This window comes from Clostridium sp. CX1 (genome assembly GCF_025398335.1).
Classification (GTDB): domain Bacteria; phylum Bacillota; class Clostridia; order Clostridiales; family Clostridiaceae; genus Clostridium_AM; species Clostridium_AM tanneri.
In genome coordinates, this window is record NZ_JAODOO010000005.1 from 227,395 (window position 1) to 253,591 (window position 26,197).

40 protein-coding genes are annotated in these 26,197 nt (G+C 35.3%); all 40 read right to left on the bottom strand.

The features are described 5' to 3' along the window. Positions 1 to 3 precede the first annotated feature (3 nt). A complete protein-coding gene (locus N4T77_RS07700) occupies positions 4 to 858 on the bottom strand; it encodes an energy-coupling factor transporter ATPase (RefSeq protein ID WP_261671179.1) in 855 nt (284 codons plus the stop codon). Continuing rightward, a complete protein-coding gene (locus tag N4T77_RS07705) occupies positions 843 to 1,688 on the bottom strand; it encodes an energy-coupling factor transporter ATPase (protein WP_261671180.1) in 846 nt (281 codons plus the stop codon). The genes N4T77_RS07700 and N4T77_RS07705 overlap by 16 nt, the downstream gene beginning before the upstream one ends. A gap of 93 nt (positions 1,689 to 1,781) precedes the next feature. Next, on the bottom strand, positions 1,782 to 2,123 hold the full coding sequence (rplQ, locus tag N4T77_RS07710) for a 50S ribosomal protein L17 (protein WP_261671181.1): 342 nt from the start codon (positions 2,121 to 2,123) through the stop codon (positions 1,782 to 1,784). A 53-nt stretch (positions 2,124 to 2,176) separates the two neighbouring features. Next, positions 2,177 to 3,124: a DNA-directed RNA polymerase subunit alpha gene (locus N4T77_RS07715; RefSeq protein WP_261671182.1), complete on the bottom strand. Its 948-nt coding sequence runs from the start codon at positions 3,122 to 3,124 to the stop codon at positions 2,177 to 2,179. A gap of 62 nt (positions 3,125 to 3,186) precedes the next feature. Next, positions 3,187 to 3,807 carry a 30S ribosomal protein S4 gene (gene rpsD / locus N4T77_RS07720; protein ID WP_261671183.1) on the bottom strand — a complete coding sequence of 207 codons (621 nt, stop codon included), beginning with the start codon at positions 3,805 to 3,807 and terminating at the stop codon, positions 3,187 to 3,189. Between the two features lie 20 nt (positions 3,808 to 3,827). Then, entirely contained in the window at positions 3,828 to 4,226 is a 399-nt protein-coding gene (rpsK, locus tag N4T77_RS07725) for a 30S ribosomal protein S11 (RefSeq protein ID WP_261671184.1), read from the bottom strand. A gap of 20 nt (positions 4,227 to 4,246) precedes the next feature. Next, positions 4,247 to 4,618: a 30S ribosomal protein S13 gene (gene rpsM / locus N4T77_RS07730; RefSeq protein ID WP_261671185.1), complete on the bottom strand. Its 372-nt coding sequence runs from the start codon at positions 4,616 to 4,618 to the stop codon at positions 4,247 to 4,249. A gap of 166 nt (positions 4,619 to 4,784) precedes the next feature. Next, positions 4,785 to 4,898, bottom strand: a complete 114-nt coding sequence (gene rpmJ / locus N4T77_RS07735) for a 50S ribosomal protein L36 (RefSeq protein WP_003448032.1) — start codon at positions 4,896 to 4,898, stop codon at positions 4,785 to 4,787. Between the two features lie 15 nt (positions 4,899 to 4,913). After that, positions 4,914 to 5,132: a translation initiation factor IF-1 gene (gene infA / locus N4T77_RS07740; protein ID WP_261671186.1), complete on the bottom strand. Its 219-nt coding sequence runs from the start codon at positions 5,130 to 5,132 to the stop codon at positions 4,914 to 4,916. 7 nt (positions 5,133 to 5,139) lie between these two features. After that, positions 5,140 to 5,433, bottom strand: coding sequence for a KOW domain-containing RNA-binding protein (locus N4T77_RS07745; protein WP_261671187.1), 294 nt, complete (start codon positions 5,431 to 5,433; stop codon positions 5,140 to 5,142). A 5-nt stretch (positions 5,434 to 5,438) separates the two neighbouring features. Then, entirely contained in the window at positions 5,439 to 6,188 is a 750-nt protein-coding gene (gene map, locus N4T77_RS07750; RefSeq protein ID WP_261671248.1) for a type I methionyl aminopeptidase, read from the bottom strand. Position 6,189: 1 nt separating this feature from the next. After that, entirely contained in the window at positions 6,190 to 6,837 is a 648-nt protein-coding gene (locus N4T77_RS07755) for an adenylate kinase (RefSeq protein ID WP_261671188.1), read from the bottom strand. 24 nt (positions 6,838 to 6,861) lie between these two features. Beyond that, on the bottom strand, positions 6,862 to 8,142 hold the full coding sequence (secY, locus tag N4T77_RS07760) for a preprotein translocase subunit SecY (protein WP_261671189.1): 1,281 nt from the start codon (positions 8,140 to 8,142) through the stop codon (positions 6,862 to 6,864). Further along, positions 8,143 to 8,583, bottom strand: a complete 441-nt coding sequence (rplO, locus tag N4T77_RS07765) for a 50S ribosomal protein L15 (protein WP_261671190.1) — start codon at positions 8,581 to 8,583, stop codon at positions 8,143 to 8,145. A gap of 21 nt (positions 8,584 to 8,604) precedes the next feature. After that, complete coding sequence (gene rpmD / locus N4T77_RS07770) at positions 8,605 to 8,784, bottom strand: 50S ribosomal protein L30 (RefSeq protein ID WP_261671191.1); 180 nt, start codon at positions 8,782 to 8,784, stop codon at positions 8,605 to 8,607. 15 nt (positions 8,785 to 8,799) lie between these two features. Then, the gene (rpsE, locus tag N4T77_RS07775; RefSeq protein WP_261671192.1) at positions 8,800 to 9,297 is read right to left on the bottom strand and encodes a 30S ribosomal protein S5; all 498 of its coding nucleotides are present in this window, start codon (positions 9,295 to 9,297) and stop codon (positions 8,800 to 8,802) included. A 16-nt stretch (positions 9,298 to 9,313) separates the two neighbouring features. Beyond that, complete coding sequence (rplR, locus tag N4T77_RS07780; protein WP_261671193.1) at positions 9,314 to 9,673, bottom strand: 50S ribosomal protein L18; 360 nt, start codon at positions 9,671 to 9,673, stop codon at positions 9,314 to 9,316. A gap of 18 nt (positions 9,674 to 9,691) precedes the next feature. Further along, entirely contained in the window at positions 9,692 to 10,234 is a 543-nt protein-coding gene (rplF, locus tag N4T77_RS07785; RefSeq protein WP_261671194.1) for a 50S ribosomal protein L6, read from the bottom strand. Positions 10,235 to 10,303: 69 nt separating this feature from the next. Next, a complete protein-coding gene (gene rpsH, locus N4T77_RS07790) occupies positions 10,304 to 10,702 on the bottom strand; it encodes a 30S ribosomal protein S8 (RefSeq protein ID WP_261671195.1) in 399 nt (132 codons plus the stop codon). A gap of 30 nt (positions 10,703 to 10,732) precedes the next feature. Next, complete coding sequence (locus N4T77_RS07795; RefSeq protein WP_261671196.1) at positions 10,733 to 10,918, bottom strand: type Z 30S ribosomal protein S14; 186 nt, start codon at positions 10,916 to 10,918, stop codon at positions 10,733 to 10,735. 12 nt (positions 10,919 to 10,930) lie between these two features. Further along, complete coding sequence (gene rplE, locus N4T77_RS07800; protein WP_261671197.1) at positions 10,931 to 11,476, bottom strand: 50S ribosomal protein L5; 546 nt, start codon at positions 11,474 to 11,476, stop codon at positions 10,931 to 10,933. A 21-nt stretch (positions 11,477 to 11,497) separates the two neighbouring features. After that, positions 11,498 to 11,821, bottom strand: coding sequence for a 50S ribosomal protein L24 (gene rplX / locus N4T77_RS07805; protein ID WP_261671198.1), 324 nt, complete (start codon positions 11,819 to 11,821; stop codon positions 11,498 to 11,500). Between the two features lie 18 nt (positions 11,822 to 11,839). Beyond that, positions 11,840 to 12,208: a 50S ribosomal protein L14 gene (rplN, locus tag N4T77_RS07810; RefSeq protein WP_261671199.1), complete on the bottom strand. Its 369-nt coding sequence runs from the start codon at positions 12,206 to 12,208 to the stop codon at positions 11,840 to 11,842. A gap of 29 nt (positions 12,209 to 12,237) precedes the next feature. Further along, positions 12,238 to 12,492: a 30S ribosomal protein S17 gene (rpsQ, locus tag N4T77_RS07815; protein WP_261671200.1), complete on the bottom strand. Its 255-nt coding sequence runs from the start codon at positions 12,490 to 12,492 to the stop codon at positions 12,238 to 12,240. Positions 12,493 to 12,512: 20 nt separating this feature from the next. Then, the gene (gene rpmC, locus N4T77_RS07820; protein WP_261671201.1) at positions 12,513 to 12,725 is read right to left on the bottom strand and encodes a 50S ribosomal protein L29; all 213 of its coding nucleotides are present in this window, start codon (positions 12,723 to 12,725) and stop codon (positions 12,513 to 12,515) included. Next, positions 12,715 to 13,158 carry a 50S ribosomal protein L16 gene (rplP, locus tag N4T77_RS07825; RefSeq protein WP_261671202.1) on the bottom strand — a complete coding sequence of 148 codons (444 nt, stop codon included), beginning with the start codon at positions 13,156 to 13,158 and terminating at the stop codon, positions 12,715 to 12,717. Before rplP ends, rpmC begins: the two co-directional genes overlap by 11 nt. A 17-nt stretch (positions 13,159 to 13,175) precedes the next feature. Beyond that, positions 13,176 to 13,847 carry a 30S ribosomal protein S3 gene (gene rpsC / locus N4T77_RS07830; protein ID WP_261671203.1) on the bottom strand — a complete coding sequence of 224 codons (672 nt, stop codon included), beginning with the start codon at positions 13,845 to 13,847 and terminating at the stop codon, positions 13,176 to 13,178. Between the two features lie 15 nt (positions 13,848 to 13,862). Continuing rightward, positions 13,863 to 14,198, bottom strand: a complete 336-nt coding sequence (gene rplV / locus N4T77_RS07835) for a 50S ribosomal protein L22 (protein WP_261671204.1) — start codon at positions 14,196 to 14,198, stop codon at positions 13,863 to 13,865. Between the two features lie 22 nt (positions 14,199 to 14,220). Next, positions 14,221 to 14,505 (bottom strand): 30S ribosomal protein S19, encoded by a 285-nt coding sequence (gene rpsS / locus N4T77_RS07840; RefSeq protein ID WP_261671205.1) that lies wholly within the window; start codon positions 14,503 to 14,505, stop codon positions 14,221 to 14,223. A gap of 67 nt (positions 14,506 to 14,572) precedes the next feature. Further along, positions 14,573 to 15,403 (bottom strand): 50S ribosomal protein L2, encoded by an 831-nt coding sequence (rplB, locus tag N4T77_RS07845; RefSeq protein WP_261671206.1) that lies wholly within the window; start codon positions 15,401 to 15,403, stop codon positions 14,573 to 14,575. 61 nt (positions 15,404 to 15,464) lie between these two features. Further along, a complete protein-coding gene (gene rplW / locus N4T77_RS07850) occupies positions 15,465 to 15,758 on the bottom strand; it encodes a 50S ribosomal protein L23 (protein ID WP_261671207.1) in 294 nt (97 codons plus the stop codon). Then, a complete protein-coding gene (gene rplD, locus N4T77_RS07855) occupies positions 15,758 to 16,378 on the bottom strand; it encodes a 50S ribosomal protein L4 (protein ID WP_261671208.1) in 621 nt (206 codons plus the stop codon). Before rplD ends, rplW begins: the two co-directional genes overlap by 1 nt. A 25-nt stretch (positions 16,379 to 16,403) precedes the next feature. After that, positions 16,404 to 17,033 (bottom strand): 50S ribosomal protein L3, encoded by a 630-nt coding sequence (gene rplC / locus N4T77_RS07860; protein WP_261671209.1) that lies wholly within the window; start codon positions 17,031 to 17,033, stop codon positions 16,404 to 16,406. Between the two features lie 74 nt (positions 17,034 to 17,107). Further along, positions 17,108 to 17,416, bottom strand: a complete 309-nt coding sequence (rpsJ, locus tag N4T77_RS07865) for a 30S ribosomal protein S10 (RefSeq protein WP_261671210.1) — start codon at positions 17,414 to 17,416, stop codon at positions 17,108 to 17,110. A gap of 372 nt (positions 17,417 to 17,788) precedes the next feature. Then, complete coding sequence (gene tuf, locus N4T77_RS07870) at positions 17,789 to 18,982, bottom strand: elongation factor Tu (protein ID WP_261671211.1); 1,194 nt, start codon at positions 18,980 to 18,982, stop codon at positions 17,789 to 17,791. A gap of 40 nt (positions 18,983 to 19,022) precedes the next feature. Beyond that, on the bottom strand, positions 19,023 to 21,092 hold the full coding sequence (gene fusA, locus N4T77_RS07875) for an elongation factor G (protein ID WP_261671212.1): 2,070 nt from the start codon (positions 21,090 to 21,092) through the stop codon (positions 19,023 to 19,025). A gap of 76 nt (positions 21,093 to 21,168) precedes the next feature. Then, a complete protein-coding gene (rpsG, locus tag N4T77_RS07880) occupies positions 21,169 to 21,639 on the bottom strand; it encodes a 30S ribosomal protein S7 (protein ID WP_261671213.1) in 471 nt (156 codons plus the stop codon). 175 nt (positions 21,640 to 21,814) lie between these two features. Beyond that, complete coding sequence (gene rpsL, locus N4T77_RS07885) at positions 21,815 to 22,192, bottom strand: 30S ribosomal protein S12 (protein WP_261671214.1); 378 nt, start codon at positions 22,190 to 22,192, stop codon at positions 21,815 to 21,817. 113 nt (positions 22,193 to 22,305) lie between these two features. Beyond that, on the bottom strand, positions 22,306 to 22,548 hold the full coding sequence (locus N4T77_RS07890; protein ID WP_261671215.1) for a ribosomal L7Ae/L30e/S12e/Gadd45 family protein: 243 nt from the start codon (positions 22,546 to 22,548) through the stop codon (positions 22,306 to 22,308). A gap of 118 nt (positions 22,549 to 22,666) precedes the next feature. Beyond that, positions 22,667 to 26,197 carry a DNA-directed RNA polymerase subunit beta' gene (gene rpoC, locus N4T77_RS07895; protein ID WP_261671216.1) on the bottom strand — a complete coding sequence of 1,177 codons (3,531 nt, stop codon included), beginning with the start codon at positions 26,195 to 26,197 and terminating at the stop codon, positions 22,667 to 22,669.

Genomic DNA, 26,197 nt, shown 5'->3' on the forward strand with positions numbered 1-26,197 from the left:
CTCCTAACCTTTATTTAGTATTTTGAGTATTTCCAGTTTAGCCTGTTCCACAGTAAATATATCTTCAGGTATACTCATTCCTAAATTTTTAAGTCTTCTTACAAGATAGGTTACCTGTGGCACTGCAAGACCTACACTTTCTAATGTATCTATTTCCCTAAATACCTTAGCTGGTGGCCCATCTAGTATACACTGTCCTTTATGCATAACTAATATTCTATCAGCTAGTTTTGCTACGTCTTCCATACTATGTGAAACAAGAATTATAGTCATTTTATACTCATTATGCAGCCTCTTTATCTGTCCTAAAATATCATCTCTTCCTTTAGGATCCAGTCCTGCAGTAGGCTCATCTAATATTAAAACCTTTGGCTCCATAGCCACAACTCCAGCAATTGCTACTCTTCTCTTCTGACCACCACTTAATTCAAAAGGGGACTTGTCTTTATAACTCTCATAGTCTAAACCAACCATATTCATGGCTCTTTTTACTCTTTTATTTATCTCATCATCACTTAGCCCCAAATTTTTAGGACCGAAAGCAATGTCTTTTTCTATAGTTTCTTCAAATAATTGATATTCGGGATACTGAAAAACTAGACCTACCTTCTTTCTAATGGAACTTAGGTTAATCTTTTTTTCAGTAATATCTACATCTTCTATTATTATCTTGCCTGAATTAGGTTTTAAAAGACCATTTATGTGTTGGATAAGCGTAGACTTTCCTGAACCAGTATGACCGATTAAGGCAATAAATTCACCTGTATTAATATTGATAGTTACATTATCAAGTGCCTTTTTTTCAAAGGGAGAGCCTTTCATATATATATGAGTTAAATTCTCTATTTTAATCGACATAATTCATCCACCATCTCATCTATTGTTAATATATCTTTTCTTATATCAATTCCACTATTTTTAAGCTCATAAGCTAATTCTGTCATTTGAGGGACATCTAGTCCTATATTTTGCATTTTACTTACATTTGGGAAAACAGACTTAGGATTGCCTTCCATTATAATTTTTCCTTCATCCATAACAATTATTCTATCTGCTTCAACAGCCTCTTCCATATAATGAGTAATTAATACTATAGTTATGCCATGTTTGCCATTAAGCTCTTTTATAGAACTTATAACTTCTTTTCTACCTGACGGATCAAGCATAGCAGTAGATTCATCAAATATTATGCACTCTGGTCTCATTGCTAATACTCCAGCTATAGCTACCCTTTGTTTCTGGCCTCCAGACAACAAATGAGGTGCATGCCTCCTGTAGTCCTGCATATTTACGCTTTTTAATGACTCATCAACTCTTTGTTTAATCTCAGTAGGCTCAACTCCTAAGTTTTCTGGACCAAAAGCTACATCTTCTTCAACTATAGTAGCAACAATTTGGTTATCTGGATTCTGAAATACCATACCAGCTTTGTTTCTTATATCCCAGATATTTCTTTCATCTGATGTATCAAGTTTATCTACGTATACTTTTCCATCGTATGGAACCAGCAGTGCGTTCATATGCTTAGCTATAGTAGATTTACCCGATCCATTTCTGCCTAATATCACAAGAAATTCCCCTTTATTTACCTGTAGATTAACGCCATTTAAAGCTAATTTCCCATCATCTTTATCACTAGAAGCATATCTATAAATAACACCATTACACTCTATCATCTTATCCTCCATGGGAACACCTCTCAAACTTAATGAAGCATTAAAGAAACTTTTATAAATTATAGCAAAACGGGGATTAAGTTAGTTTACTTAATCCCCTGTATATTATACTAACTCTAGTATAACTAATTCAGCTCCGTCGCCTCTTCTTGGACCTACTTTATACATTCTAGTATATCCACCATTTCTTTCAGCATACTTAGGAGCTACATTATCAAATAAGTTTCTTACAACTTCCTCTTCTGTTACGAAAGAAAGCACCTGTCTTCTAGCATGAAGATCTCCTCTTTTTGCAAGAGTGATCATTTTCTCAGCTAAATTTTTAGTTTCCTTTGCTCTAGTCTCTGTTGTTTCGATTTTTCCATGCTTTAAGAAACTAGTAACAAGGTTTCTAAGCATTGCTCTTCTTTGGTCAGTTGGACGACCTAATTTACGATATCCTGCCATCTCTATACCTCCTTACCTTGACTTTTCTCTGAGTATATAAATATAATCCGATTTTACTCTTCGCTCTGCTTTAGAGACAATCCTAATGCCTCAAGCTTTTGCTCAACTTCTTCTAAGGACTTCTTACCAAGGTTTCTAACCTTCATCATATCATCCATTGTTCTTTCAGTTAATTCCTGCACTGTATTTATACCAGCTCTTTTTAAGCAGTTATAGCTTCTAACAGATAAGTCAAGTTCCTCAATTGTCATTTCTAGAACTTTTTCTTTCTTATCTTCTTCTTTTTCTACCATTATTTCTACATTGTTTGCATGATCTGTTAAAGTCATGAACAATTTGAAATGCTCAATTAGAATCTTTGCTGATAAACTTATAGCCTCATCTGGCATTATTGTACCATTAGTCCATACTTCAAGAGATAGCTTATCGTAGTCAGTAATCTGACCTACTCTTGTATTCTCTACAATAAAGTTAACTCTCTTAATAGGAGTATATATTGAGTCTACAGGAATAGTACCTATAGGCATATCTTCAGATTTGTTTTTAGTTTGGGAAACGTAACCTCTACCTCTATTAACTAAAATCTCCATATATAACTTCCCATCATCATCAAGAGTCGCAATATGTAAGTCTTTGTTAATTATCTCTACATCTCCATCAGCTTTTATGTCTCCAGCAGTAACTTCACCTGGTCCTTGGGCATCTATAACGATAGTCTTAGAACCGTCTCCACTCATTTTTAAAGCTAGGCCTTTAATATTTAGAATTAACTCAGCAACATCTTCTTTTACTCCACGAACAGTTGAAAACTCATGAAGTACTCCATCAATTCTGATGTGGTTAGCGGCAACTCCTGGCAATGAGGAAAGAAGAATTCTTCTTAAAGCATTGCCTAGAGTAATACCATAACCTCTTTCTAATGGCTCTACAACAAATTTACCATAGGTGCCATCTTCACTTACTTCAACACATTCTATTTTTGGCTTTTCTATCTCTAACATGAATATAACCCTCCTTCTATTTATCTAATAATGTATTTTGAGGGCAACTGATTCTATATTAATTACTTACTATATAACTCAACTATTAATGTTTCGTTAACAGGAATATCTATATCTTCTCTTGAAGGCTCTCTTGTAACCTTTCCTTCAAACTCCGCAGTGCTTCCCTCTAACCAAGCTGGTACAGTCTTTGGATTCTCAGCGAAAACCTTGAACTTCTCTGATGCTCTACTCTTTTCACGAACAGTTATAACATCATTAGCTGATACTTGATATGAAGGAATATCTACTTTCTTTCCGTTAACTAAGAAATGTCCATGTGTTACTAGCTGTCTTGATTCACTTCTAGATCCACCAAAACCTAATCTGTAAACTACATTATCAAGTCTTAATTCAAGAAGCTTTAGTAGGTTTTCACCTGCTATTCCTCTCATTCTTTCAGCTCTTTCATAAGTTTTTCTAAATTGTCCTTCTAACAATCCGTACATCTTCTTAGCCTTTTGCTTTTCTCTTAATTGTAATCCATAGTTGGATAACTTCTTTCTACCCTGTCCGTGCTGTCCTGGCGCATAACCTCTTCTTGAGAATGAGCACTTATCTGTATAACATCTATCTCCCTTAAGGAATAGTTTTAAACCTTCTCTTCTGCAAATTCTACATGCAGGTCCAGTATATCTTGCCATATAAATTACACCTCCTACTACTAAACTCTTCTTCTTTTTGGTGGTCTACATCCATTGTGTGGTATTGGAGTAACGTCCTTTATTAAAGTAACCTCTAAACCAGCAGCTTGTAATGATCTTATTGCTGCTTCTCTACCAGCTCCTGGTCCTTTTACGTAAACTTCAACACTCTTTAATCCATGTTCCATTGCTGCTTTTGATGCAGTTTCAGCTGCCATCTGTGCTGCAAATGGAGTGCTCTTTCTTGAACCTCTAAATCCTAAACCGCCTGCGCTAGCCCATGATAAAGCATTTCCAACAGCATCAGTAATTGTAACTATTGAGTTGTTGAAAGTTGATTTTATATGTGCACAACCGTGCTCAATATTTTTTCTCTCTTTTTTTCTTCTTGTCTTTTTACCTCTTGCTCCAGCTGCCATCATTTTCCCTCCTTATACTATTATTTCTTCTTCTTACCTGCTATTGTCTTCTTAGGACCTTTTCTCGTTCTAGCATTAGTTTTAGTCTTTTGTCCTCTTACTGGTAGACCTCTTCTGTGTCTAATTCCTCTATAACAACCAATTTCTATTAATCTCTTTATGTTAAGAGCGATTTCTCTTCTTAAGTCACCCTCAACCTTTATATTCTTGTTAACATAATCTCTTAATGTATTTACTTCATCTTCAGTTAAATCTCTAACTCTTGTTTCAGGATTAACTCCAGTCTCTTTAAGAATCTTTTGAGAAGTTGGTAATCCTATTCCATATATATAAGTTAGACCTATTTCAACTCTTTTTTCTTTTGGTAGGTCAATACCTGCTATTCTTGCCATTAAAATTTACACCTCCTGAGTATCTAATTGGTATGGAATAAATTACATGTATTAATTTTAAATTTATATAAAGTTTTAGGTTAATAGACATTATTTATCTATTACAGCCGCACCTAAAACGTTACTAACTTAAACTAAACAATAATCATTTTATTTAACTAGTTAATTAGCCTTGTTTTTGCTTATGCTTAGGATTTTCACAGATAACCATTACTCTTCCTTTTCTTCTAATGATCTTGCATTTTTCACAAATAGGCTTAACTGATGGTCTCACTTTCATAGCTAACCCTCCTTATTACTTTGCTCTCCAGGTTATTCTTCCACGAGTTAAATCGTATGGAGAAAGTTCTACTGTAACTTTATCACCTGGTAGAATTTTTATGAAATTCATTCTTAATTTACCTGATATATGTGCTAGTATTTTATGTCCGCTTTCCAACTCTACTTCAAACATTGCGTTAGGTAATGCTTCAAGAACAGTACCCTGCATTTCAATAACGTCATCTTTTGACATAAGGTAATCAAACCTCCTTATTATTGTCGTAAGACTGCAAAATTTCCCTTATCATTGCATCAGTAACTTGTTCGCCTGATAATAATAAGTTTTTTATTTCATCAGCCATTACGCTAGTGAAACCTAGATGCTTTACTTTTTTCTTCTTCTGTCTATTTACAGTCCTGAGTACTCCATCAGCAACATGGACATACTCCTTATCTAATACACCTAGTATTATAAAAAACTTATCTTTATCTCTTCCTGCTTTTGAGTAAACTATTCTTCCTAAATAGTTATTACTGTCTAACAATATATTCACCTCTGCTAAACTAAGGTAAGTATTTCGGGACCATCATCCAAGATAGCGACAGTATTTTCATAATGAGCTGACAAACTTCCGTCTTCAGTTACAACTGTCCAATCATTAGATTCCACTCTTACATGATAATTTCCTATGTTAACCATAGGCTCTATTGCTAAAACCATGCCCCTACATAATTTCGGACCTCTTCCGGGTCTTCCAAAATTAGGTACTTCAGGATCTTCGTGCATATCCTTTCCTATACCATGGCCTACATAATCTCTGACAAGAGAGTATCCAAAACTCTCAGCGTATTTTTGAATCTCGGCAGAAATATCAGTTAGCTTATTACCAATAACTGCTTTTTTCACACCTCTAAAGAAACTTTCTTTAGTTACATCAATTAATTGCTGAGCCTTGTCAGAAATCTTTCCAACTGCAAAAGTTCGTGCTGCATCTCCGTGATAACCATTGAGTACGGCTCCACAATCAATACTAATTATATCGCCTTCTTGTAAAATTACTTTATTAGATGGAATTCCATGAACTACTTCTTTGTTAACAGAAGCACATATCGAAGCGGGAAAACCGTAATATCCCTTGAAGGACGGTTTTGCTCCTTGCTTTGTAATATACTCCTCTGCAATTATATCCAATTCTGCAGTCGTTATTCCAGGTCTTATTACCTCTTCAAGTCTTAACAGGGTATTAGCAACAATTTTTCCAGCTTCCCTCATATACTCAATTTCTTTATCATTCTTAATTATAATCATTTTAAACCGCTCCCAAAACATTAGAAATATCTTGGAAAACTTCCTTAATATCTCCTGTTCCATCTACACGAGAGAGTTTATTCTGATTATCAAAATACTGAATTAGCGGTTGAGTTTGATTATCGTAAACATCTAATCTTTCCTTAACTGTTTCTTCAGTATCATCCTTTCTCTGTATCAAGCTGCTACCACAAGCATCACACTTGCCTTCATTTTTTGAAGGATTAAACTTAATATGATAACTAGCTCCACAAGTAGGACAAACTCTTCTTCCTGTCATTCTTTCTAATATAAATTCTCTAGGAACGTCTATTAGAAGAGCAGTGTCAATTTTTTGTCCATTGGAATTTAAGAATGAGTCTAGGGCTTCAGCCTGTTTTGTTGTTCTTGGAAAGCCATCTAATAAGAATCCAATCTTACAATCATCCATACTCAATCTATCTTCAACTATACGTATAGTAACATCATCAGGCACCAATTGTCCGTTATCCATATAACCTTTAGCCTCAATTCCAAGAGGAGTTTTTTCTGAAATGTTTTTTCTGAAAATATCTCCTGTTGATATGTGAGGTATTGAGTATTGATCACTAATCAATTTAGCCTGTGTTCCTTTTCCAGCTCCTGGAGGACCTAGTAAAATTATTTTCACCTACATCATCTCCAAATATCTTTATTACTTCAAGAATCCTTGATAATGACGCATTACTAATTGCGACTCAATTTGTCTTAAAGTATCTAGGGCAGCGCCCACTATGATTAATAGACCCGTACCACCAAAGTATATTCCTTTAAAGTTTGTATAAGATTCAGCTACTATTGGAGTTATAGCTATTATTCCTGCAAAAGCTCCTCCAAGTATTGCTATCCTGGTAAGAACTTTTCCGATATAATTAGCTGTTGGTTCTCCCGGCCTGATTCCTGGTATAAATCCAGAAGACTTATGCATGTTTTCAGCCATTTCTTCTGGTTTAAATGTAACCTCAGTGTAAAACCAAGTAAAGAAAATAGTTAAAATAAAGTAAGTTAAGGCATATTGCCAGCTGCTTTCTTTAAATAAACTAAACTTACTCATTGTTATAAACTTATAAAAGGCAGAATCTGGCCAAAACTGTCCTATAGTCATCGGAAACTGCATTACAGATATTGCAAATATTATTCCAATAACTGAAGCTCCGTTTACATTAATAGGAATATGAGTTGATTGACCCTTGTAGAGTCTACCACCAGCAGTTTTTCCGGCATACTGTACGGGAATTCTTCGTTCTGCTAAACTCATAATTACAACTGCTATAAATAATAGAGCTACTGCTATAACAAATATTATAACTTCAATAAAGTTAACAGTTTCTGCTTTCTGAAGTCCAACAACTTGATATATAGTAGTAGGAAATCTTGAAATAATATTTACAAATATTAAAAGAGAAATACCATTTCCGATTCCTTTTTCTGTAATTTTGTCACCAAACCACATTAGAAAAGTAGAAGCCGTGGTTAACGTAAGTATTATTAAAAATACATTAAACTTATTTGAAGGATCTTGAAGTGCATTAGCCCTAGTTATGATAGCATACGTACTAAATGCCTGAACTATTCCCAACGGTACTGCAGCATATCTAGTATACTGTTGTATCTTCTTTCTTCCATCTTCGCCTTCCTTAGAAAGTTGTTCTAAGCGAGGGACTGCAATTGTCAACAACTGCATTATGATGGAAGAGTTGATAAATGGAACTACTCCCATGGCAAATATGCTAAATCTACTAAATGCACCACCGGATATCAAATCGTAAAAACCAAACAGCGATCCACTCTTAGTTAAATCTGCAAGCTTTGCAGTGTCAATTCCAGGAACAGGAATGAAGTTTCCCATCCTGAAAATTGCTACCATAAATAATGTGAATAATAGTCTCTTTCGAAGTTCAGGAACTTTCCAGGCGTTACGTAAGGTTGATAGCACCTATATCACCTCAACTTTTCCTCCTGCTGCTTCTATTTTCTCAGCAGCAGCTTTTGTGAATTTTGCTGCTCTAACTGTTAGCTTCTTCTGTAATTCACCGTTTCCTAATACTTTTACTCCATTTTTAGCTTTTTTAACTATTCCTTTTTCTAGTAATAGTTCAGGTGTAATTTCTGTGCCATCTTCAAATATATTTAATCTATCGATATTGATTTCAGAATATTCTTTTGCAAATATATTAGTGAAACCTCTCTTTGGAAGTCTTCTGTATAGTGGCATCTGACCTCCTTCAAATCCTGGTCTTACTCCACCACCACTTCTAGCCTTCTGTCCTTTTTCACCTTTACCAGCGTTTCTTCCTAATCCTGATCCAGTACCTCTACCTACTCTCTTAGGAGCTTTTCTTGAACCAGCAGCTGGTTTTAATTCATGAAGTTTCATTCTATCTACACCTCCTCTGTATTATACCTCTTCTACGCATAAAAGATAGCTAACTTTATTTATCATACCTCTAATTTGAGGAGTCTCCTCATGTTCTACAGTCTTGCCGATTTTCTTTAATCCAAGAGCATTGACAGTAGCAATATGATCATCTCTTCTACCTATTAAACTCTTTTTTAAAGTTATTTTAAGTTTAGCCAAGGCCATTCCCCCCCCTTAACCTAAAATCTCTTCAACAGTTTTACCTCTAAGTTTAGCTATATGTTCAGCTGTTCTTAGTCTTGATAAACCGTTTAGTGTTGCGTTAACCATGTTTCTTGGGTTGTTAGATCCTAATGACTTAGCTCTAACATCCTTTAAGCCAGCAAGTTCAAGTACCGCTCTAGCAGGACCACCCGCTATAACTCCTGTACCTTCTGAAGCTGTCATTATAAGTACTTTACCAGTTCCGAATTCACCTGATATGTTGTGAGGTACTGTTGTACCAACTATTGGAACTTCAATTAAATTCTTTTTAGCATCTTCAATTGCTTTTCTGATTGCTTCTGGTATTTCTATAGACTTACCAGTACCTACGCCTACGTGTCCGTTCTCATCACCAACAACAACAAGCGCGCTGAATCTAAAGTTTCTACCACCTTTAACAACCTTAGCAACTCTGTTTATGAATACAACTTTTTCTTTAAGATTTAAAGTGCTAGGATCGATTCTCATTTATTTCCCTCCTTCTCTAGAACTGTAAGCCAGCTTCTCTTGCTCCTTCTGCAAGGTTCTGTACTCTACCGTGATATACGTATCCACCTCTATCAAAAACTACCTCTGTAATTCCTTTTTCAAGAGCTCTTTTAGCTACTATTTCACCAACAACTTTAGCTGCCTCTTTATTGCTTCCAACACCGTTGAAATCTTTATCTAGAGTAGAAGCAGATACTAAAGTGATTCCGTTTATATCATCTATAATTTGTGCATATATGTTCTTTTCACTTCTATAAACCGCAAGTCTTGGTCTTTCAGTTGTTCCAAAAATCTTTTTACGAACTCTTAAATGACGTCTTACTCTTGATTTTTTTCTGTCGTCCTTATTAAACATAAAGCTCACTCCTTTCTATTACTTCTTACCAGTCTTACCTTCCTTACGTCTTATAACTTCGTTATCATACTTAATTCCTTTTCCTTTGTAAGGCTCAGGCTTTCTCCAAGTTCTTATATCTGCTGCAACTGCACCAACTAGTTCCTTGTCAATACCTCTAACAACAACCTTAGTAGCAGCAGGTGTTTCAAATGTTATTCCTTCAACTTGATCTATTTCAACTGGATGTGAATATCCAAGGTTCATAACTAATTTCTTTCCTTGTAACTGAGCTCTGTAACCAACACCAACTAAATCTAATGTTTTTACAAATCCTTCAGTTACTCCGATAACCATGTTATTTATTAATGCTCTTGTTAATCCATGAAGAGCTCTTTTTTCCTTTTGATCATTGTCTCTTGTAACTACTACAGAGTTATCTTCAATAGCTATATTAATCTTCTCACTCATAGCTTTAACAAGCTGGCCTTTTGGTCCTTTTACTGTAACAACGTTGTCTGGTGTTACAGTAACAGTTACGCCACCTGGTATAGCTATAGGAAGTTTTCCTATTCTTGACATGATTACACCTCCTGTATTCCTCGTAAGTCTGCAATAAATATCTCTCATTGCACCTTCCGTATTATTCGATTACCAAATGTAGCAAAGAACTTCTCCGCCTACACCAAGTTTTCTTGCTTCTCTATCTGTAACAATTCCTTTTGAAGTTGAAACAACTGCAACTCCAAGTCCGTTAAGAACCTTAGGAATTTCTTCTTTTCTACAATAAACTCTTAATCCTGGCTTTGATATTCTCTTAAGTCCAGTTATAACTCTTTCTTTGTTTTGACCATACTTCATTTGAAGTCTTAACATGTTTACAGAACCATCAGTATATTCCTCTACATTTTTTATATATCCTTCTTGAAGCATTATATCTAAAACAGCCTTCTTTATAGTTGAAGAAGGTACTTCCACTATTTCATGTCTAACTATGTTTGCGTTTCTTATACGAGTAAGTAAATCTGCGATAGGATCAGTCATTACCATTTATTGTGCCTCCTTTCATCAATAACTAAGTTACCAACTTGCTTTTCTGCATCCAGGTATTTCACCTTTATAAGCAAGTTCTCTAAAACAAATACGGCATATACCAAACTTTCTTAATACAGAATGTGGTCTTCCACATATTCTGCATCTTGTGTAAGCTCTAGTTGAATATTTAGGCTCTTTCTTCCACTTTTCTATTAAAGCTTTACGTGCCACGTTTTTCCCTCCTTATTTTTGAGCAAATGGCATTCCAAGGAATCTTAGTAATTCTCTTGCTTCTTCGTCAGTCTTAGCAGTTGTAACGAAGATTATATCCATACCTCTTACTTTGTCTATTTTATCATATTCTATTTCAGGGAACATTAACTGTTCTTTAACTCCTAATGAATAGTTTCCTCTTCCATCGAAAGCCTTATCTGAAACTCCAGAGAAATCTCTTACTCTTGGAAGTGCAACGTTCATTAATTTATCAGCAAACTCATACATCTTTTGCTTTCTTAATGTAACTTTACATCCTATTGGCATGTTTTCTCTTATTTTAAAGTTAGCTATAGATTTTTTAGCTCTAGTAAGTATTGGCTTTTGGCCTGTAATGATTGTTAAATCACTTACTGCTGCTTCTAGAACCTTTGGATTATCTTTAGCTTCTCCAACACCCATGTTTACAACAACTTTCTCAAGTTTTGGTACTTCCATAATGTTCTTATATTCAAATTTATTCATTAAAGCTGGAATTACTTCTTTTTCGTACTTTTCCTGTAATCTTACGCTCATTTTTAGCCCTCCTTTCAAAGATTAGAATGTTTCTCCGCACTTTTTGCAAACTCTAACTTTAGTTCCGTCTTCTAGTAACTTATGACTTATTCTTGTAACTGATTTGCACTTGTCACAATATAACATAACTTTTGAACTATAAACTGCAGCTTCTTTTTGTATTATACCGCCCTGCATATTTGCTCTATTAGGTTTTTGGTGTTTTGTTACTAGGTTTACACCTTTAACAAGTACTTTTCCAGTCTTAGGCATTACAGCTAAAACCTCACCAATTTTACCTTTATCTTTTCCAGATATAACCATAACTGTGTCTTTTTTTCTAACATGTATCTTGCTTGTTGCCATTATAGCCACCTCCTTATTCTATAGAACTTCAGGTGCTAATGATAATATTTTTGTGAAATCCTTATCTCTTAGCTCTCTTGCAACTGGTCCAAAGATACGAGTTCCTTTTGGCTGTTTATCATCTTTTATTATAACAGCAGCATTCTCATCAAATCTTATATATGATCCATCTGCTCTTCTTAATCCTTTAACAGATCTTACGATAACTGCCTTAACAACGTCTCCTTTTTTAACAACACCGCCTGGTGTTGCACTTTTAACGCTAGCAACTATTATATCTCCAATATTTCCCCATTTTCTTCTGGAACCACCTAATACTCTTATACACATAATTTCCTTAGCACCGGAATTATCTGCAACTTTCAACAATGTTTGTTGCTGAATCATTGAAAATACCCTCCTTTCAGCATCATAAACTATTTAGCTTTTTCTACTATTTCTACAAGTCTCCATCTCTTGTCTTTTGACAATGGTCTTGTTTCCATTATTAAAACTCTATCATTAATCTTTGCATTGTTATTTTCATCATGAGCTTTGAATTTAGTAGTTCTGTTAACTGTTTTACCATATAAAGGATGACGAACTTTAGTTTCTACAGCAACCACTATAGTCTTTTCCATCTTATCAGAAACTACTCTTCCGATTCTTGTCTTTCTATTTCCTCTTTCCACAGGACAAACCTCCTTTCAGCCTACTGTTCAAACGCCCTTAGTTCTTCTTCTCTAAGGATGGTTTTAATTTGGGCTATAGATTTTTTTACTTCTCTTATTCTCATTGGGTTTTCTAACTGACCTGTAGCTAACTGAAATCTTAAGTTAAATAACTCAGCCTTAAGATCATCAAGTTTTGCATGCAAATCTTGAGGGCCATTTTGTCTAAGTTCTCTTAATTCTTTAGCCTTCATTTATTTCACCACCCACTTCTTCAAAATCTCTTCTAGTTACAAATTTAGTCTTAACTGGTAACTTATGTGAAGCAAGTCTCATAGCTTCTCTTGCAACTGTTTCATTAACTCCTGATAATTCAAATAATACTCTACCAGGCTTAATAACTGCTACCCAGTACTCTGGTGAACCTTTACCGGAACCCATACGAGTTTCAGCTGGCTTTTCTGTAACTGGTTTATCCGGGAAAATCTTTATCCAAAGCTTTCCTCCTCTTTTGATATATCTATTAATAGCTATTCTGGCAGATTCTATTTGATTACTTGTAATCCATCCACATTCAGTAGCCTGTATAGCGTAATCTCCATATGCTATAAAGTTACCTCTTGTAGCTTTGCCTTTCATTCTACCACGCTGTACCTTACGATGTTTTACTCTTTTAGGCATTAACATGTCATATTCCTCCTTCCTTATGCGTTAGCTTCTTCCTTACTTTCAGCAACCTTTTTAGTAGGAAGTACTTCTCCTTTATATACCCAAACCTTTACGCCTATTTTTCCGTATGTTGTATCTGCTTCTGCAAATCCATAGTCTATATCAGCTCTAAGTGTTTGTAGTGGAATTGTGCCTTCATGATATGACTCAGTTCTTGCAATTTCTGCTCCGCCAAGTCTTCCTGAACATGCAGTCTTAACTCCCTTTACACCTGTTTTCATTGCTCTTTGTATTGTTTGTTTCATAGCTCTTCTGAATGAAATTCTCTTTTCAAGTTGTTGAGCTATGTTCTCAGCCATAAGTTGAGCGTCTCCCTCAGCAGACTTTATTTCAACTATATTTATTAGAACATTTTTATCGCCAACCATTTTCTTAATTTCAGCTTTTAAAGCATCAATTCCTTGGCCGCCTTTTCCTATAATCATACCTGGCTTAGCAGTATGTATGTTTAATTTAATTCTTTTTGCTGCTCTTTCGATTTGAATTCTTGAAACACCAGCTGAAGCAGTTCTTTGTTTAACAAATTCTCTAACTTTATTGTCTTCTACTAAATTATTAGCAAAATCCTTACTACCTGCATACCACTTAGCATCCCAATCTTTGATTACGCCAACTCTTAAGCCGTGTGGATGTACTTTCTGTCCCATCTGTTTCCCTCCTTTTTAAGCTCTTTCTCTAACTACTAGAGTTATGTGGCTAGTTCTTTTCTTTATTCTAAACGCTCTACCTTGAGCATGTGGTCTAAATCTCTTTAATGTTGGACCTTGACCTACATATGCTTCCGCAACATATAAGTTGTTTATATCTAAATTTAAATTATTTTCCGCATTTGCAACAGCTGATTTTAAAACCTTATTAATAACCTCTGCTGCATCCTTTGGAGTATATTGTAGTATGGCAAAAGCCTCGTTTACATTCTTACCTCTTATTAAATCAAGAACAATACCTATTTTCATTGAGGACATTCTTATATATTTAGCTATAGCTTTAGCTTCCATCGTATGTTACCTCCTTTCCGCATTATCTTACACGAGATGATTTTTCGTTTTTATCAACGTGTCCTTTATATGTTCTAGTTAGTGCGAACTCACCTAACTTATGTCCCACCATATCCTCTGATATATATACAGGAACATGTTTTCTTCCGTCATGTACCGCAATAGTGTGACCTATCATTTGAGGGAATATAGTTGAACTTCTTGACCAAGTCTTTATAACTTTCTTTTCCCCTGCTTTATTCATTTCATTGATTTTATTTAATAGTCCTTCATGGACAAAAGGTCCTTTTTTAACTGATCTGCTCACTTAATTGGCCTCCCTTCATACAATGTGATTAATAGTTAGTGAAGAGAATATAAAATTCTCTTCTAAACTACTTATTTCTTCTCTTAATAATGAATCTATCTGAATATTTTTTATGTTTTCTTGTTTTGTATCCAAGTGCTGGTTTACCCCATGGAGTAAGTGGACCTGGGTGTCCTATAGGAGATTTACCTTCTCCACCACCGTGTGGGTGATCGTTAGGGTTCATTACAGATCCTCTAACTGTTGGTCTTACGCCCATATGTCTCTTTCTTCCAGCTTTACCTATGTTTATGATTTCGTGTGTTAAATTTGATACTGTTCCTATAGTTGCTCTGCACTCTATTCTAACGTATCTCATTTCTCCACTTGGAAGTCTTAATGTTGCATAGTTGCCATCTTTAGCCATAAGTTGAGCTGAACTTCCAGCTGCTCTTACAAGCTGACCTCCCTTTCCTGCTGATAATTCAACGTTATGAATTATTGTACCAACAGGTATATTCTTTATAGGAAGACAGTTACCAACTTTTATATCAGCATCTGCACCTGATACTATAACATCTCCTACTTTTAATCCAACTGGAGCTATTATGTATCTCTTTTCACCATCAGCATAAACTACAAGAGCGATATAAGCTGATCTGTTTGGATCATACTCTATTGTAGACACCTTTGCAGGTATGCTATCTTTGTTTCTCTTGAAGTCTATTATTCTATATTTTTGCTTTGCACCGCCACCGATGTGACGAACTGTTATCTTACCGTTTGCGTTTCTACCACCTGTTCTTTTCTTTGAAACAAGAAGAGATTTCTCAGGTACATTTGTAGTTATTTCTTCAAAAGTACTCATTGTCATTTGTCTTCTTGAAGGTGTGGTAGGGTTAAAACCTTTAACTGCCATTTCGGTATTCCCTCCTTTTTATAGCTTATCTGGTACTCAACCAATAAATGCTTTATTTAAATTACATGCCTTCAAAGAACTCAATAGCTTTACTTTCATCTGAAAGTTTAATTATTGCTTTTTTGTAATCTGGTCTTTTTCCAACATGTACTCCAACTCTCTTAGTCTTACCTAAGTATCTTGCAGTTTTTACATCTTCAACTTTTACTCCGAAAACTTCTTCTACTGCTCTTTTTATCATAGACTTATTAGCATGTATATCAACTATAAAGGTGTATTTCTTATCACTCATAGAAGCCATACTTTTTTCTGTTATAATAGGTCTTCTTATGATATCATAATTAGTTAGCTTCATTATACATACACCTCCTCAATTTTTGATACAGCATCCTTAGTTATTACAAGATTTTCGTATTTTAATAAATCATATACATTTAAGTTGTTTACAGGTAAAACTGCAACTCCCTCAATGTTTCTTGCTGATTTATATACATTTTCATTTGACTCAGCAGTTACTATTAATGTCTTTTTAGTGTTAAGAGCGCTTAACATTTTAACTATTTCTTTTGTCTTAGGAGCATCTAATTCAAGATTTTCTAATACAAAAATTTCGTTATCATTAACCTTGCTAGTTAAAGCAGATTTCATAGCTACTCTTCTCATTGATTTTGGAACTGACATTCTATAGCTTCTTGGTTTTACTGCGAAAACCATACCACCATGTATCCATTGTGGTGCTCTTATTGAACCCTGTCTTGCTCTACCAGTTCCTTTTTGTCTCCAAGGCTTAATTCCGCCTCCAGAAACTTCAGCTCTAGTTTTAGCTGATTGAGTTCCTTGTCTTTTATTTGCAAGTAAAGCAACAACTACTTGATGTAAAGCATATTGATTTACTTCAGCTCCGAACACGTTATCTGATAGTTGAACATCTCCAACTTTTTGACCTTCTTTGTTAAATAATCCTACTGTAGGCATTCTGCATCCTCCTTTCTACCAAAACTTAAGCCTTAACTGTATTTCTTATCACTACAAATCCTTTGTTAGGTCCTGGTACTCCACCTTTTATTAATATGATGTTTTTCTCAGGCATTACCTTAGCAACTTGTAGGTTTAATACTGTTGTATTCACATTACCCATATGTCCTGGTAACTTTTTGTTTTTAAATGTTCTTGATGGACTTGATGACGCTCCCATAGAACCAACTGCTCTATGGAATTTAGATCCGTGGGACATAGGTCCTCTGTGACCATTCCATCTCTTGATTGTACCTTGGAATCCCTTACCTTTAGATATTCCAGAAACATCAATTTTTTCTCCAGCTGCAAATACATCTGCTTTTATTTCTTGACCAACTTCATATGAAGTTATGTCTTCAAGTCTAAATTCTCTTACAAATCTCTTTAGTGAAACACCTGCTTTAGCAAAATGTCCCTTTCTTGGCTTGTTAACAAGCTTTTCTCTTATATCATCAAATCCTACCTGTATAGCATCATAACCATCTTTTTCAACAGTTTTCTTTTGAACAACTACACATGGGCCTGCTTCGATTACTGTAACAGGAATTATTTTTCCATTTTCATCGAATATTTGAGTCATACCAAGTTTTCTACCTAGTATAGCTTTTTTCATTATCTTGCACCTCCTCAACATATTAGCGGATCGACTTAACGATCATAATAGTTAGTAATAGTTATCTATTACAATTATAGTTTTATTTCAATATCAACACCTGCTGGTAAATCTAATCTCATTAGCGCATCAACAGTCTTTGGTGATGGGCTTATTATATCTATAAGTCTCTTGTGAGTTCTTATTTCGAACTGCTCTCTTGAATCTTTGTACTTGTGTACAGCTCTTAAGACTGTTATAACATCTTTCTCTGTTGGTAGAGGTACTGGACCTGCCACCTTTGCTCCAGTTGATTTTGCAGTCTCAACAATTTTCTCAGCTGATTGATCTAATATATTGTGATCAAAAGCTTTTAATCTAATTCTGATTTTTTGTTTTGCCATTACTATTTCCCTCCTTTTCATGCACGCTTTACTTCCTACGTACAACAGCGGATGTATTCTGTAAACTGTTCCGGGTGTTGCGTAATTTTTTTTAAAGCACCCCAATAAACAAAACCACCGTCGCCTGGTTCAAGACCCTAGCATACTCAGCTAAGAATTACCCGGAAGCCCGGCAACCTCTTGCCTCATCGCTGTTACCATTTTACAACTTCTTAATTATACAATATATTTTTATTTTTGACAAGCATAAATTTTAATTAATAAATAATTAATTAATTGCCAATTATTTATTAATTAATTTTATAAAAAGGAAAGAGCGTCCTCTTTCCTTTTATATTTTAAAGGCCTTTAAAAATTAAAAACAACTTATAATTACTCTTCTATTTTAGAAACAACTCCTGAACCTACAGTTCTTCCGCCTTCTCTTATAGCAAATCTTAATCCTTCATCCATTGCTACTGGAGTGATTAATTCAACTTTCATGTCTATGTGGTCTCCAGGCATAACCATTTCCATTCCTTCTGGTAATTTGATTGATCCTGTAACGTCTGTTGTTCTGAAGTAGAACTGTGGTCTATATCCATCGAAGAATGGAGTGTGTCTTCCACCTTCTTCTTTTTTTAGTACGTATACTTGACCTACGAACTTCTTATGTGGATGTACTGAACCTGGTTTTGCTAATACTTGACCTCTTTCGATATCATCTCTTTGAACACCTCTTAATAATGCTCCGATGTTATCTCCTGCCATCGCTTGATCAAGAAGCTTTCTGAACATTTCTACTCCTGTACATACAGTTTTGCCCTTTTCTTCTTTTATTCCTACGATTTCTACTTCGTCTCCAACTTTTAATATTCCACTTTCAACTCTTCCAGTTGCAACTGTTCCTCTTCCTGTTATTGTGAATACATCTTCTACAGGCATTAAGAATGCTTTGTCAGTTGCTCTTTCTGGAGTTGGAATGTAGCTGTCTACTGCAGCCATTAAGTCCATTATTGGTTTTATTGCTTCTTCATCTGTTGGGTTTTCTAATGCTTTTAATGCTGATCCAGCTACGATTGGAGTATCATCTCCTGGGAAGTTGTACTCGCTTAATAATTCTCTAACTTCCATTTCTACTAATTCTAATAATTCTGCATCGTCTACCATGTCAGCTTTATTTAAGAATACTACTATGTAGTCAACACCAACTCTTGATGCTAGTAGTATGTGCTCTCTTGTTTGTGGCATTGGACCATCTGCTGCACTTACAACTAAGATAGCTCCATCCATCTGTGCTGCTCCTGTTATCATGTTCTTAACATAGTCAGCGTGTCCTGGACAATCAACGTGTGCATAGTGTCTGTTTTCTGTTTCATATTCAACGTGTGCTGTGTTGATTGTGATTCCTCTTTCTCTTTCTTCTGGTGCTTTATCTATTGCTGCATAATCAAATGCTTCTGCAAATCCCTTTTTTGATAATACTGTTGTTATTGCTGCTGTTAATGTTGTTTTACCGTGGTCTACGTGTCCTATTGTTCCTATGTTTACGTGTGGTTTGTTTCTTTCAAATTTTGCTTTTGACATTTTATTATTCCTCCTTAAATGTAGTAATCTATTTTATTAATTAAGCATTTCTGCTTCCTGCTACTTGCTCTTGTATACTCTTTGGCACTTCTTCATAGTGATCAAATACCATTGAGTAAACACCTCTACCTTGAGTTCTTGATCTTAATGTTGTAGCATAACCAAACATCTCTGAAAGTGGTACGAATGATCTAATAACTTGAGCACCAGCTCTAGCTTCCATTCCTTCAATTCTACCTCTTCTTGAGTTAATGTCACCCATTACATCACCCATATACTCTTCAGGCACTATAACCTCAACCTTCATCATAGGCTCTAGTAATACTGGCTCTGCTTTTGCCATTGCATTCTTAAATGCCATAGATCCAGCAATTTTAAATGCCATTTCTGATGAGTCAACATCGTGGTATGATCCATCAACTAATTTAATCTTAAAGTTGATAACAGGATATCCTGCGATTATACCGCTGTCCGCAGCCTCTTGTATTCCATTATCAATTGGTGAAATGTATTCCTTAGGAATAGCTCCTCCAACGATAGCATTTTCAAATGAATATTCTCCTTCTGTTGGAATCATTTCTATCCAACAGTGACCGTATTGACCACGTCCACCAGACTGTCTAACAAACTTACCTTCAGCTTTAATAGCTTTTCTGATTGTTTCTTTGTAAGCAACCTGTGGCTTACCAACGTTACACTCAACTTTAAATTCTCTTTGAAGTCTGTCAACAATTATTTCAAGGTGAAGCTCACCCATACCAGATATAATTGTTTGACCAGTTTCTTGGTTAGTAAATGTTTTAAATGTTGGATCCTCTTCAGCAAGTTTTGCTAAAGCAATACCCATCTTTTCTTGACCAGCTTTAGTTTTTGGCTCTATAGCAACATCTATAACTGGATCTGGGAATTCCATGCTCTCAAGTATAATCGGAGCTGATTCATCACAAAGTGTATTACCAGTAGTTGTTTCCTTTAATCCGATTATAGCTCCTAAATCACCTGCACGAAGTTCTTCAACCTCTTGTCTGTGATTAGCGTGCATTTTAACAATTCTTCCTATTCTCTCTTTTTTACCTTTTGTTGAGTTAAGTACATAAGTACCGCTCTTAACTACACCTGAGTATATTCTCGCGAATGCTAACTTACCAACGAATGGGTCAGTTGCAATCTTAAATGCTAATGCTGACATTGGAGCATTATCATCTGCTGGTCTTTCGTCTTCTGCACCAGTATCTGGGTTAGTTCCTTGTATAGCTGGGATATCTAATGGTGATGGCATGTATGCAACTACAGCATCGATCATTGGTTGAACACCCTTGTTCTTATATGATGATCCACATACTACTGGTACTATAGCATTAGCTATAACACCTTTTCTAAGTCCTAATACTATTTCTTCTTCTGTGAACTCTTCGCCTTCAAGATATTTCATCATTAACTCTTCATCTTGTTCAGCTACTGCTTCAAGTAAAGCTGTTCTGTATTCTGCAGCCTTATCTTTTAATTCAGCTGGTATTTCAACTGAGTCCATAACTGTTCCTAAATCATCTTCGTATATTATGGCTTCATTTTTAACAAGATCTATAATTCCTTTAAATTGGTCTTCAGCTCCTACTGGAATCTGAATTGGAATTGCATTACAGTGTAATCTATCTCTTAATGTGTTAACACACATGTAGAAGTCAGCACCTGTAGAGTCCATTTTATTTACATATACCATTCTTGGTACTTTGTAATTGTCTGCCTGTCTCCATACAGTTTCAGTTTGCGGTTCAACTCCGCTCTTTGCGTCTAATACAGTAACTGATCCGTCAAGAACTCTTAATGATCTTTCAACCTCTACTGTAAAATCCACGTGTCCTGGTGTATCTATTATGTTTATCGCATAACCTTTCCATTGACAGAAAGTTGCTGCTGAAGTTATAGTTATTCCTCTTTCTTGCTCTTGAACCATCCAGTCCATTGTTGCAGCACCTTCGTGAACCTCACCTATTTTGTGAGTCTTTCCTGTGTAGAAAAGTATACGTTCAGTTGTCGTAGTTTTTCCAGCATCGATGTGAGCCATAATACCGATGTTACGGAATTTCTCTAATGGATATTCTCTTCCCACTTAAATTTCCTCCTTTTACGTATGAATTTTAAATTTGACAAAACTGTTTTGGTAACTCCAAAACAGTTTTGTGATATTAATATCTATAATGTGCAAAAGCCTTATTTGCTTCAGCCATTTTATGAGTATCTTCTCTTTTCTTAACAGCTGCACCTGTATTGTTAGCTGCATCCATTAATTCGTTAGCAAGTCTTTCTCTCATGTACTTCTCGCCTCTTTTTCTTGCAGCGATAAGCATCCATCTAATACCTAATGTCTGTCTTCTCTCTGGTCTAACTTCCATAGGTACTTGATATGTAGCACCACCTATTCTTCTTGCTTTTACTTCAAGAAGTGGCATTACATTATTCATTGCATCTTCAAAAACTTCTATTGGTTCTCTATCAGTTTTTGTACGAATTATTTCAAAAGCGTCGTAGCATATTTTTTGAGCTACTCCCTTTTTACCATCTTCCATTACACTGTTTATTAACTTTGTAACAACTTTGCTGTTGTACATTGGATCTGGTAACACATCTCTTTTAGCTATATGTCCTTTTCTTGGCACTTTTCTTCCCTCCTTAACAATTTTAACTTTTAAGTTCATCGGTACTCGGTTAAAATTTTCTATAACTTATAGTACATTTAACCGCAAAGTGCTTTGTACTTCTGCAAATTATCTATAAATCTATATATAAATGCTGAAGACGCAGCACTACTTTTCAACTTAATTTGACCAAATCTTATTTTTGTTTTGGTCTCTTAGCACCATATTTTGATCTTGATTGTAATCTGTTAGCTACTCCAGCTGAGTCTAATGCTCCTCTAACTATGTGGTATCTAACACCTGGAAGGTCTTTAACTCTTCCTCCTCTTATAAGAACAACGCTGTGCTCTTGTAAGTTGTGACCTACACCTGGAATGTACGCAGTTACTTCAAATCCATTTGTTAGTCTAACTCTAGCGATTTTTCTTAACGCTGAGTTTGGCTTCTTAGGCGTTGTAGTTTTTACTACTGTACAAACTCCTCTCTTTTGAGGACATTCCTTTAATGCTGGTGCTGTTGATTTTGTACCTATTGTCTTTCTGCCTTTTCTTACTAATTGGCTTATAGTTGGCATATCTACACCTCCTTTAAAGATATGAATTAAATTAGTATTAAACTAATTTAATAACTAAATTGTAACACTTTATTTATGTTAAATAATATCTGTAAGCTTCTTTATTAAGAAAACTAGTCGTTTAGCACTGCGGCTGTAGCCGCACCAACATCTATCCCGCAAAGTTTTCCTAATTCTTTCATCGTGTCTATATATAGTACACTTTGGGAATTCTCATCAACTAATACTTTTACCGACTGTATCAACTTATCATCAGCATCCTTAGCTATATAAACAGTTTTAGCAGCATTATTTTTAATAGCTTTTACTGTTTGTTTAACACCAACAACTTTGTTTCCCTCAAGTCTGCAAATCATAATCTCCGCTCCCCCTTACAGTGTTATAGAGACAAAGCTGAAACTTTGCCTCCATCAAAAACACACAGATGTATTTTATCACTTTAATACCAGTATGTCAACAAATTAAATGTTAAGCTTATGCTTCATTACTTAATAAATTCTCTTCATTTTCCTTTTCAGTGTTTATTCTTATTGATCTATACCTTGTCATTCCTGTACCTGCAGGTATAAGCTTACCAATAATTACATTTTCCTTTAATCCTAATAACGGATCAACTTTTCCTTTTATAGCGGCATCAGTTAAGACTCTTGTAGTTTCTTGGAAGGAAGCTGCTGATAAGAATGATTCTGTTGCTAACGCAGCTTTAGTTATACCAAGCAACGCAACTCTTCCCTCAGCTGGAACTCCTCCTTGAGCTTCTACTCTTGCATTTTCTTCCTCAAAATCAAATATATCTATCATAGTTCCAGGAAGTAATTCAGTATCTCCTGATTCCTCTATTTTAACTTTTCTTGTCATTTGTCTTACTACTACCTCAAGGTGTTTATCATTGATATCAACACCCTGTAATCTATATACCTTTTGAACTTCAGATAAAAGGTAGTTCTTAACTCCAAGAACTCCTTTGATTCTTAAAACATCATGTGGATTAATAGATCCCTCTGTAATTTCATCTCCGGCTTCTATAACGTCACCGTTAGATACCTTAAGTCTTGATCCAAATGGTATATCATAGGTAACTTCTTCTCCACCTGCTGTAATAACAGATACTATTCTCTTTTTCTTTGTTTCTTCCATTTTTACAGTACCAGAAACTTCACTTACTATAGCAAGACCCTTCGGTTTTCTAGCCTCGAATAATTCTTCAACTCTAGGAAGACCTTGAGTTATATCAGCTCCAGCAACTCCACCAGTATGGAAGGTTCTCATTGTAAGCTGAGTACCTGGCTCTCCTATACTTTGTGCTGCAACTATACCAACTGCCTCACCTATATTTATCTTTTGCGCAGTGGCCATATTCATTCCATAACATTTTGAACATACGCCATGCTTAGATTTACAAGTGAATACAGATCTAATTTTTACTTTCTTAACTCCAGCATCTTCTACTTTGTCAGCAACTGTTGAATCCATATAAGCATCTCTTGCAACAATTACTTCTCCTGTCTTAGGATCTAGAATATCTTCACTGGAGTATCTTCCTGTAAGTCTTTCTGCTAAACTTTCTATAGTCTCATTTCCTTCTTTTATTTCAGAAACCTCGTAGCCATCACGAGTTCCACAATCTTCTACTCTAACTATAACATCTTGGCTTACATCAACAAGTCTTCTTGTCAAATATCCAGAGTCCGCTGTTTTAAGAGCTGTATCGGCATTACCTTTTCTTGCTCCGTGTGTTGATATAAAGTATTCAAGTACATCGAGACCTTCTCTAAAGGATGATCTTATAGGTAATTCTATAATCTTACCAGATGGGTTAGCCATAAGACCTCTCATACCAGCAAGCTGTTTTATCTGACTCTTAGAACCTCTGGCTCCTGAATCAGCCATCATGAATATAGGATTAAACTTATCCAAGTTATTCATAAGTGCATCAGCTACATCTTCAGTGGTCTTAGTCCATTTTTCTATAACTCTTTCATATCTTTCATCTTCTGATATAAATCCTCTTCTGTACATTTTTTCAATTTTATCAACTGCAGCATCTGCTTCTTCAAGCAACTTCTTTTTATTCTCTGGAACAACCATATCTGATGTAGATACAGTAATAGCCCCTATACTTGAGTAGTGATATCCTTTAGCTTTTATGTTATCAAGCATTATAGACGTCTTAGTTGCTCCATGTTTCATGTAGCACTTATCTATAACCTTTCCAAGGTTTTTCTTAGTAACAAGGAAATCAACCTCTAACTTAAATTCATTTTCTGGTTTACTTCTATCTATAAAACCTAAGTCCTGTGGTATAGCTTCGTTGAATATGATTTTTCCAGGAGTAGTTTCTATTATTCCAGTAATCTCCTTGCCATCCTTAATCTTAACCATCTTCACTCTTATTTTTGCGTGAATACTTATTTCGCTAAGCTGGTAAGCCATGATTACCTCATCTGGTGATGAGAAACTTCTTCCTTCTCCCTTTTCGCCATCTTTATCTATAGTTAAGTAGTATGAACCAAGCACCATGTCCTGTGTAGGAACTACAACTGGTTTACCATCAGATGGCTTCATTATATTGTGTGCTGCAAGCATTAAAAATCTTGCTTCTGCTTGAGCTTCAACAGATAATGGAACATGGACAGCCATTTGGTCTCCATCAAAGTCCGCATTATATGCTGTACATGATAATGGATGAAGCTTTATTGCTCTACCCTCAACAAGTACAGGTTGGAATGCCTGAATTCCCAATCTATGAAGCGTCGGAGCACGGTTTAAAAGAACTGGATGGTCTGCAATAACTTCTTCAAGTACATCCCATACCTGAGTTTGAACTCTCTCTACCATTCTTTTTGCACTTTTAATATTATGAGCTACTCCGCTTTCTACCAATTTCTTCATGACAAAAGGTTTAAATAATTCAAGCGCCATTTCTTTTGGAAGACCACATTGGTACATTTTCAGTTCAGGTCCTACAACTATAACGGAACGTCCTGAATAGTCAACACGTTTTCCAAGTAAGTTTTGTCTAAATCTTCCCTGCTTACCCTTTAACATATCTGATAATGATTTTAACGGCCTATTTCCTGGTCCTGTTACAGGTCTTCCTCTTCTGCCGTTATCAATAAGTGCATCTACAGCTTCCTGAAGCATTCTCTTTTCGTTTCTTACTATGATGTCTGGAGCACCTAAATCTAAAAGTTTTTTAAGTCTATTGTTTCTATTAATTACTCTTCTATAAAGATCATTTAAGTCAGACGTTGCAAATCTGCCACCATCCAGCTGAACCATAGGTCTCAAATCTGGAGGTATTACAGGTATTACATCAATAATCATCCACTCTGGTCTATTGCTAGACTTTCTAAAGGATTCTACAACTTCTAACCTTCTGATTATTCTTACCTTCTTTTGCCCAGTACTGCTCTTTAAATCTTCTTTTAACTCTGCTGAAAGTTGTTCAAGATCTATTTCCTCTAAAAGTTTTTTAACTGATTCTGCTCCCATACCAGCAACAAAGTTCTCTTCACCATATTTATCAGCTGCTTCTCTATATTCCTTTTCATTTAGTAGCTGCTTCTTTAATAATGGTGTTTCTTTTGGATCTAATACTACATAAGATGCAAAATACAATATTTTTTCAAGTGCTCTAGGAGACATATCTAATATAAGTCCCATACGTGATGGTATTCCTTTGAAATACCATATATGAGATACAGGGGCAGCAAGTTCTATATGCCCCATTCTCTCACGTCTTACTTTAGCCTTTGTAACCTCTACTCCACATCTGTCACAAACTATACCTTTGTATCTTATTCTTTTATACTTTCCACAGTGACATTCCCAGTCTTTTATCGGTCCAAATATTCTTTCACAGAACAATCCATCTCTTTCTGGCTTTAGAGTTCTATAGTTTATAGTTTCTGGTTTTTTAACTTCACCTCTAGACCATTCTCTAATCTTCTCTGGAGAAGCTAATCCTATTTGCAGTGCATCAAAATTATTTAATTCAAACAA

Bases quoted from the DNA above. Each gene is read 5' to 3' on its own strand.
- rplV (WP_261671204.1), bottom strand. From the start codon at position 14,198: ATGGAAGCTAAAGCTATAGCTAAATATATAAGAATGTCCTCAATGAAA.
- rpmJ (WP_003448032.1), bottom strand. From the start codon at position 4,898: ATGAAAGTGAGACCATCAGTTAAGCCTATTTGTGAAAAATGCAAGATC.
- rplD (WP_261671208.1), bottom strand. From the start codon at position 16,378: ATGCCTACAGTAGGATTATTTAACAAAGAAGGTCAAAAAGTTGGAGAT.
- rplP (WP_261671202.1), bottom strand. From the start codon at position 13,158: ATGTTAATGCCTAAAAGAGTAAAACATCGTAAGGTACAGCGTGGTAGA.
- N4T77_RS07705 (WP_261671180.1), bottom strand. From the start codon at position 1,688: ATGGAGGATAAGATGATAGAGTGTAATGGTGTTATTTATAGATATGCT.
- rpsK (WP_261671184.1), bottom strand. From the start codon at position 4,226: ATGGCAGCTGGAGCAAGAGGTAAAAAGACAAGAAGAAAAAAAGAGAGA.
- rpsL (WP_261671214.1), bottom strand. From the start codon at position 22,192: ATGCCAACTATAAGCCAATTAGTAAGAAAAGGCAGAAAGACAATAGGT.
- rplE (WP_261671197.1), bottom strand. From the start codon at position 11,476: ATGAGCGTAAGATTACAGGAAAAGTACGAAAAAGAAGTAATTCCAGCT.
- rpsJ (WP_261671210.1), bottom strand. From the start codon at position 17,416: ATGGCAAAACAAAAAATCAGAATTAGATTAAAAGCTTTTGATCACAAT.
- rplR (WP_261671193.1), bottom strand. From the start codon at position 9,673: ATGTTTAATAAGGACGACAGAAAAAAATCAAGAGTAAGACGTCATTTA.
- rpsD (WP_261671183.1), bottom strand. From the start codon at position 3,807: ATGGCAAGATATACTGGACCTGCATGTAGAATTTGCAGAAGAGAAGGT.
- rplQ (WP_261671181.1), bottom strand. From the start codon at position 2,123: ATGGCAGGATATCGTAAATTAGGTCGTCCAACTGACCAAAGAAGAGCA.
- N4T77_RS07700 (WP_261671179.1), bottom strand. From the start codon at position 858: ATGTCGATTAAAATAGAGAATTTAACTCATATATATATGAAAGGCTCT.
- rpmC (WP_261671201.1), bottom strand. From the start codon at position 12,725: ATGAAGGCTAAAGAATTAAGAGAACTTAGACAAAATGGCCCTCAAGAT.
- rplO (WP_261671190.1), bottom strand. From the start codon at position 8,583: ATGAAACTTCATGAATTAAAACCAGCTGCTGGTTCAAGAAAAGCTCCT.
- N4T77_RS07715 (WP_261671182.1), bottom strand. From the start codon at position 3,124: ATGTTAGAGATAGAAAAGCCAAAAATAGAATGTGTTGAAGTAAGTGAA.
- rplB (WP_261671206.1), bottom strand. From the start codon at position 15,403: ATGGCAGTTAAAGGTTTTAACCCTACCACACCTTCAAGAAGACAAATG.
- rplC (WP_261671209.1), bottom strand. From the start codon at position 17,033: ATGAAAAAAGCTATACTAGGTAGAAAACTTGGTATGACTCAAATATTC.
- rpsM (WP_261671185.1), bottom strand. From the start codon at position 4,618: ATGGCAAGAATAGCAGGTATTGACCTACCAAAAGAAAAAAGAGTTGAA.
- rpsH (WP_261671195.1), bottom strand. From the start codon at position 10,702: ATGGTAATGACTGATCCTATCGCAGATTTACTTACTCGTATAAGAAAC.
- rpsC (WP_261671203.1), bottom strand. From the start codon at position 13,847: ATGGGACAGAAAGTACATCCACACGGCTTAAGAGTTGGCGTAATCAAA.
- rplF (WP_261671194.1), bottom strand. From the start codon at position 10,234: ATGTCAAGAATAGGAAAACTTCCTATAGCTATACCAGGTGGCGTAACT.
- rplX (WP_261671198.1), bottom strand. From the start codon at position 11,821: ATGGCAACAAGCAAGATACATGTTAGAAAAAAAGACACAGTTATGGTT.
- infA (WP_261671186.1), bottom strand. From the start codon at position 5,132: ATGTCAAAAGATGACGTTATTGAAATGCAGGGTACTGTTCTTGAAGCA.
- tuf (WP_261671211.1), bottom strand. From the start codon at position 18,982: ATGTCAAAAGCAAAATTTGAAAGAAACAAACCACACGTAAACATAGGA.
- N4T77_RS07890 (WP_261671215.1), bottom strand. From the start codon at position 22,548: ATGATTTGCAGACTTGAGGGAAACAAAGTTGTTGGTGTTAAACAAACA.
- rplW (WP_261671207.1), bottom strand. From the start codon at position 15,758: ATGAAGCTAACTAATTATGATATCATAAGAAGACCTATTATAACAGAA.
- map (WP_261671248.1), bottom strand. From the start codon at position 6,188: ATGATTATAATTAAGAATGATAAAGAAATTGAGTATATGAGGGAAGCT.
- rplN (WP_261671199.1), bottom strand. From the start codon at position 12,208: ATGATTCAGCAACAAACATTGTTGAAAGTTGCAGATAATTCCGGTGCT.
- rpsE (WP_261671192.1), bottom strand. From the start codon at position 9,297: ATGAGAATCGATCCTAGCACTTTAAATCTTAAAGAAAAAGTTGTATTC.